5 protein-coding genes and 1 pseudogene are annotated in these 6746 nt (G+C 34.1%); 2 read left to right on the top strand and 4 right to left on the bottom strand.

What is annotated here, in order from left to right; translation table 11 throughout:
- Nucleotides 1-179: pseudogene (locus ACFQZ1_RS10500) on the bottom strand (collagen-like protein); the annotation flags it as partial.
- A 316-nt stretch (nucleotides 180-495) separates the two neighbouring features.
- Entirely contained in the window at nucleotides 496-1056 is a 561-nt protein-coding gene (locus ACFQZ1_RS10495) for a MerR family transcriptional regulator (protein WP_377882155.1), read from the bottom strand.
- A 564-nt stretch (nucleotides 1057-1620) separates the two neighbouring features.
- Here ACFQZ1_RS10495 and ACFQZ1_RS10490 point away from each other — a divergent pair.
- Nucleotides 1621-2571 carry a nucleoside hydrolase gene (locus tag ACFQZ1_RS10490; RefSeq protein ID WP_377882153.1) on the top strand — a complete coding sequence of 317 codons (951 nt, stop codon included), beginning with the start codon at nucleotides 1621-1623 and terminating at the stop codon, nucleotides 2569-2571.
- A 1262-nt stretch (nucleotides 2572-3833) separates the two neighbouring features.
- A complete protein-coding gene (locus ACFQZ1_RS10485; protein ID WP_377882151.1) occupies nucleotides 3834-4046 on the top strand; it encodes a hypothetical protein in 213 nt (70 codons plus the stop codon).
- A 251-nt stretch (nucleotides 4047-4297) separates the two neighbouring features.
- Here ACFQZ1_RS10485 and ACFQZ1_RS10480 read toward each other — a convergent pair whose 3' ends face one another.
- Nucleotides 4298-4957: a MarR family transcriptional regulator gene (locus ACFQZ1_RS10480; protein WP_098594847.1), complete on the bottom strand. Its 660-nt coding sequence runs from the start codon at nucleotides 4955-4957 to the stop codon at nucleotides 4298-4300.
- A 221-nt stretch (nucleotides 4958-5178) separates the two neighbouring features.
- Nucleotides 5179-6666 (bottom strand): plasmid recombination protein, encoded by a 1488-nt coding sequence (locus ACFQZ1_RS10475; protein ID WP_377882157.1) that lies wholly within the window; start codon nucleotides 6664-6666, stop codon nucleotides 5179-5181.
- Between the last annotated feature and the right edge of the window lie 80 nt (nucleotides 6667-6746).

The following is a 6746-nucleotide window of genomic DNA, read 5'->3' as shown; positions in this document are numbered from 1 at the left end:
CCGGGTGGACCACCTGATGGTCCCGTTGCTCCTGTCGAACCTGTTGCCCCCGTTGGACCAGGTGGACCACCTGATGGTCCCGTTGCTCCTGTCGAACCTGTTGCCCCCGTTGGACCTATTTCCGGTAAAGGAAAACAACATTGAAACGGTATACAGCTATTCTTTTTAAATTCGCTCATAATTCTCACCTATCTTATAAAAAAAACAACTTTTCTAAATACCTATACCACAGCATATGAACCTTCCAAATATAAGTATAAGGAAAGCACCTATGAAAACTACAGTAGAATCATACAGTTAAGCCCTATTTCACATTTTCAAATATGAACGGTACTATTAAAAAAAATATATATACTCCAAAACATTTTTCACATATATATTATATAAATATATGGTTAACATAACCCATCATTATCAACAGTCAATTTATCTAGAAACCTAGAAAAAGTCCCTTCAAAAGATCTGAAGGGACTTTTCGTTCACATAATCAATTAATTAGTCTTTAAACAAACCGAAAAAACCTTTCCGTTTTGGTTTCTGATTTTGTCTCTGGATATCTCTAATGTTTTCCAGCAATAACTGATCTCGTTTCTCTAACTTTTTCTCTATAAAGACTTCTAATTCACTATTTTTACCTTCTACTTCCGTTAATTTTCTCTCCGTATTAGCTAAATGCTCTTTTGTAATAACTAATTCATTCGTAATTTCCTGTAATTTTTGAACGAGCGCTTGATTAAACTGATTTTGTAATTGCTGATTTTCTAATACTTCATCCAATTTCTTTTCTAATTCTGATTTTTCTTCTTTTGAAACAAACAAATCAAGTTCTCCATTTCGCCATGCTCGAACTTGATCATAAGACCATTTTTGTACCTGTATTTTTTCTTTGATTGCTTTTAATTCTTCTATATTTTCCTTAGAGTACCTGCGATGCCCTCCCTGGCTTCGTTCCGTTTGTATATTAAATTCGTTTGACCATACTTTTAATAAATCGGGAGTAACCCCTAAACGATCCGCGACAATTTTCGGTGTATACATTTCCGATTTTAGTTCCAATTTTAATTCCTCCCCCAAAAACGGAATACATTTTTTCACTCACAAACACGATTAAATCAACATTTTAATCAAAATCGGAATTCACTTACAACTGATTTTACAACCGATTTTAAAAACGAATTGATTTCGAAATACATTTCGATTTTACCATTGAATACTCATTACTTCTCGATATCAGCATCAAAATCTTTTTTTATTTATACAAGATTTTATGCAAGAAAAGATGAAAAACAAAATAGCGAAGACACTTAGAATCCCTTCTATATCAACAATGTATAAAAATATGCATAGAGTCATAGAAAAGGAAAAAGGCAAATCCCTTGTAAGAATAGGGATCCGCCTTTTTCCTTGCTTCCTATAATGTTACGTTATGTAAACTGCACTTGTATACGATATACAAAACAAAAATACTTTTTTAGATGCAAACACATATAAGATATCTAAAGTTATAGATGAACAGAATGTACTATTGAAGAATATATAAAATATATATCAAATATAGTACAAGCCTATTCATTACATCCTTAGTAAAAATAAAATTTTATGGCTTTTGGAGGAAAACATATGCCCAAAAAAGTTCTCTTGTTTACAGATTTGGGAATTGATGATGCGTTTGCTATTCTGTACACCTTTTTTCGTAATGATATCCAACTTGTAGGAATTGTAGCGGATTATGGAAATGTATCGAGAGAGAATGCTATAAAAAATATTAACTATTTGAAGTATATTTCGGGAAGAAAAGAGATACCCGTATTTCTCGGTGCTTCTGTACCTTTAACAGGTATATTGGTTCAATATTTTCCTGAAGTACATGGAAAAGTAGGACTAGGACCTATCATTCCACCTAAAATCCCTTATCCAATTTATCCCATAAATGATATTTACAAAATTATAAACTCAAATTTAGACGATCTTACAATTATCAATTTGGGAAGACTTTCCTCATTGGCTACGTCATTTATTTTGAATTTAGAAGCAATGCGGAATGTGAAAGAATACATTTGCATGGGTGGAGCCTTTTTTTACCCCGGAAACGTGACTGCTGTGGCTGAAGCTAACTTTTACGCAGACCCTTATGCAGCAAACTTAATTCTGCAGCATGCAAAGAATTTGACAATTATTCCATTAAACGTCACTCAACACGCGATTGTTACACCTGAAATGGTTCAACAAATTGATGCATTTCACCGGAATACACAAGACCTTGCAGGACTCATCATCAAACCTATGTTAGACTACTACTATAATTTCTACTCTAAATCGAATCCTGGCATAGGAGGAAGCCCTATGCATGATTTTGTAACAATATGGTATTTGTTGAATCCAGATGCAGTTCGTCTGTCAAAAGTGCCCATCAAAGTAATTCCCGATCAAGGAGAAGGATTTGGTCAAAGTATCGCAGACTTTCGTTTTGTGACAAATCCAGGTTATAAAACACATAATGTCGCTTTTCAGTTCAATTACGAAAGATTTAAGGGAGATATTATGGAAACATTTTTAAGGAAAAGACTGTAGCATATCCTAAGTAAAGATAAAAATACATATTTAAAAAAGAATTATTTATAGTTGGATGTATTGTAGTTGCTATGAGTTTACTAAAATAGAACTTCCGATAACACTAATTATGTGAACACAAAAGTCCCCAGTTAAACAATCTGGAGGACTTTTAATAGTCTCTTAAATACATTAAATCCCGATAATTTTAGATTTTGGTTAAAAAAGCTCATAAAACAACAGTAAGCGACCTCGATCATCCTCTTAGGAATCACAAGGTCGCTTACAATATTTCTTCATTCATGGTATTCGTAATCCTTTCTGTTCATTGCAAATTTTTACTACCCAGCGTATACTAATACGCTTTCGCCTCCCACTACTCTGGTGGTACCACCCTCTTTTTCAACAGATTTTGGTTTTATACCCTGTACATGATTTGTACATTCGCCTTACTCTACCCCACTGGATTCACCTTCTTTTTTGATATGTATGTTTTACTTATACTTATCACACATCAAGGGTCGAATTTTTTAAATACTAAAAATTATAAATTTTCTAAAAATTAAAAATATACTGTAAATAGATGGTAATAGTAAATGGTTACCATATGATTATAGTGTACATACATTGAAATGAATTTGCTCATGATATAGATATCGGGTACGTAACGGTTGAGCCCAGACTTATATATGGTTCATAACAGAGGTGTATATAGGTCGGTCAAAGATTGTATACAGGTCATTAGTTCATATAAACTATGTGGTTTGTTTGCAGTCGGAGAGAAGATTCTATTTGGTGGGGAAAAGGTTTATTGTAGTCGTATGCTAGCTGCTATGATTACAATAAGGTTCCAACTTATCGGATAGGGTCGAGCTAAGATCGTACTGGGTGCCGCAGGCTTTAGAGAGCAATTTAGCTCTTATAAGGCTAATGGTCATATATAGCCGAAAGGTTATATATGGTTGTACAGGTATTTTATACGGTCGAACGAACCATTAGTATGAGTGGTGAACTGCTTGTTTATAGTCGAAAGATTATAGGTGGGTAATAAACTATTTATATTAGTGCAAGGTAGATCGTTACGTGCTCGTGTTGTTCTAAAATTTGATACATAAAATCAAGTATTCGTGATAGCAAGAAATCTTCCAGAATGTCGATTTCTCTTTCGAGAATTATGTAAATGAGCTGTCCATATGGGCAGCTCATTATTTTTTATTTAATATGGTTTTGTTCTGGTCTTTTAGTTTGAAATTTGCTTTTTGGCTAGAGTGCTGGCTCGTCGTGTGGGGGCGAAACCCCACGTATTACGTATCTATTTTTTGAATAAAGACTATTTTAGAACGAATGATCCAAGCGGTTCGGCTCGTATACTTGCTAGTCCAAGTCGAGAACCATTGCTTTGCTTTTTGTCTGTCGGCTTGGCGAAAAAAGCACACGAGCCGAAAAAAGTTTTGCAAGGACAACATCGAAAAGAAAAGGCGATAGCCTTTAGGTGAGGATGAACGAACCGACTTTTTGATGTTGAGGGTGGAGATTTTTGAGTGGTTTTCTCAAAAATACGACCCGTTCCTTGCGGAACTTTTAGCTCTATATATAAGAGTGAGAAGAGCAAAATGAAAAAAGTCAGTAATAACAAGGGTTTGAGAGGGGGGGGGTGTTCGAAAATTCGAACACAGGTGTTCGAAAAAAGATACACCTAAAAAATGGAAAAAAACATAAAAAAGAAGATGTCAATAATAAGTGACATCTAAAATAAATAAATCGGTAAATTATGTTTTTTCTTATCTCCATCTACTTTAAAGTTTCTAAGAGACTTCTTAAAAATCTTCATAGTAGCCTTATCTACTCCATCTTTAGGAGAACAACATAAAATATTAGGATTCACAAACCATGTACGAGAACTACAAATACGTCCATCCTCAGTTGTCATTCCTGATTCTGCAACTGCCAAAATTCCCTTTTCTAATAACCCATTCATTAAAACAGAAAGATTACTTCTACCTTTTCCTAACTTTCTTGCTAAATAACTCGGTGTAGCTGCATCTGCATCTATTTCGTCTGAATCTTCATCTGAACATTCAACTAAAATGTTAGTTTTAAATTCTATGTATGGTATTAAATCAATTAAAAAAGCTTTTTCAGCATTTGTCAGATATCCAATTTTACATAAATAATTAATATTATCAGTAATTATCTGCACAAATCTCACCCGATCTGTAGGTTTTTTCTTTTTCCCTATAAAATACTCTTCCCCACCAGACATTTTACTTAATACTTGTAGCATAATGGCTCTTTCTTCTTCAGAAAGTCCACCGCTACCTTCAAGTTTTTCATAAATACTATTAATCTTGCTATCTCTTTCTTTTGCTTTTTTTTCAGCCTGTCCAAAATCTACAACTTTTGTCATAAAATAATTCTCTCCCTTAGTGGAAGGAATCAACTTTTATATGTTAGAATGTATATAGAATATATATTGGTTGATTCCAACCTTATTATGAAAAACCGCCTCGCCGACCAAAGCTTGGGCGGTTTTTCTCGTTTATATGTCTTTCTATATAATAACATGAAATCCTTTGCTAAAGGTTTCCATCTGTTAAAAATCAATTCTCTTTTTCACCATTATCACGCCTATCTTTCCCTATCAGAACCTTGAGATTTGATCATTTCCCTCTTATGTTCACGTTCAAATTGATCATCTATTCCCTTGCTACCCAATTCATTCTTAATAAGACTTCTAAACGCATTAAATTTTCCTGCAAGGACCTTTTTCGTATTTCGATATAAAACCCTTATGTTTGTCTTTAAATCTTTTATATGGGCCTCTAACGAGCTTATTTTCATGTTTAATCTTTCGTTTTCTTTTCCAAATTCATAATTTTCTAAGTGAGATTCTGCTAAACCAGTATCTAATTCCTTATTTTCTTCTTTTAGATTTTTTATTTGTACACGTAAACTATCATTTTCTTGTACAAAATCTATTGTTTTCAAACGCTCATAATCTTTTTTGATAGTAACTGCTGCATTCACTTGTTTTGTTAATTCTTGATATTGTTCTGGTGATAACACATAATTTCTTGTCTTTTTCTTCGTAATTTCAGCTTTACCAAACATTTTATCCTGTACTTCTGTTATTACTTCCTTACGCAAAAACGGAATTTTAACAGGTTCATTTGGTACTTGATCCATAGCACTATCCAATTCTTTTTGCTGTTGTTTTACCATTTTTTCTAATTCTAAATAACGCTGGCCAATCAGCTGAAGCTTTTCATTTTCACTTTCCACTTGTTGTTTCACTGTTTCTAACTCTTTGGATTTATCAACGACATCACTTTCCAAACCCTTTTTCACTACTTGCAATTCATTCACTTTTTCTTCAGCATTTTCTACATGGTGATTCATCACTTGCAACTGCGTTTCTTTTTCTTGTACTTGATTTTCAACAGTCGATTTCGTTTCTGCATATTCCTTATATTGACGGACTTTCATGTACTTATGAGAACCTACATTTGCTCTCTCAAAATCAGAAATATGCCCTTTTGCTAATTCCTCGATATAAGCCGTTTCTAGTATTCTCCAATTTGCAATCAGTTCCGTTCCTTTTCCTTCTACGCCTTGTTGTTGCAAGGCTCTATCCATTCCGACACGCCTCGTTAAGCCTCGACTACTTTCGAAATTCGGTACGTAGTTAATATGTAAATGCGGATTTGCCTCATCATCATGTAAAACCATGTTATAGACTGCTAGATTCGGATGTCGCTCTTGAAACGCTTCAGCATACTGTTTTAACGCTTCCTTTTTGGCTTCCCTATACTTTGGGTCGTCTTTACCTTCCCCAATCGCTACAACGAGTTCTCGTTGCTCATGCGTCTTTGTATCTTTTCTTATCTTGTCATAGTAATCTTTAATTTTGCGGTCATTCCGTTTTTGCCTTTCATTGTACTTGTCCACCGCTTCTTGAAAGACATCCTCGTATACACTTCGAATGTCTTTTTTTATAAAATAAATATTCTGGTCTAGCCTAGATGGATCGATGCCAGGATTTCCATGAATATTTTCCCTGTTATTATGGCTCAATGAACTTTGGTGGGACTGGTTAAATGAAATAGAGAACAACATAAAGTGCACCCACTTCCCCTAGATTAATTGATACCATAAGTCTAGCAAAGCGACGAAATGGAGTCAATTAACGTAACCCT

This window comes from Bacillus sp. CGMCC 1.60114 (assembly GCF_042676365.1).
Lineage (GTDB): Bacteria > Bacillota > Bacilli > Bacillales > Bacillaceae_G > Bacillus_A > Bacillus_A rhizoplanae_A.
The sequence above is the reverse complement of the archived record's forward strand: the minus strand, read 5'-3'. Positions and strand labels throughout refer to the sequence as shown.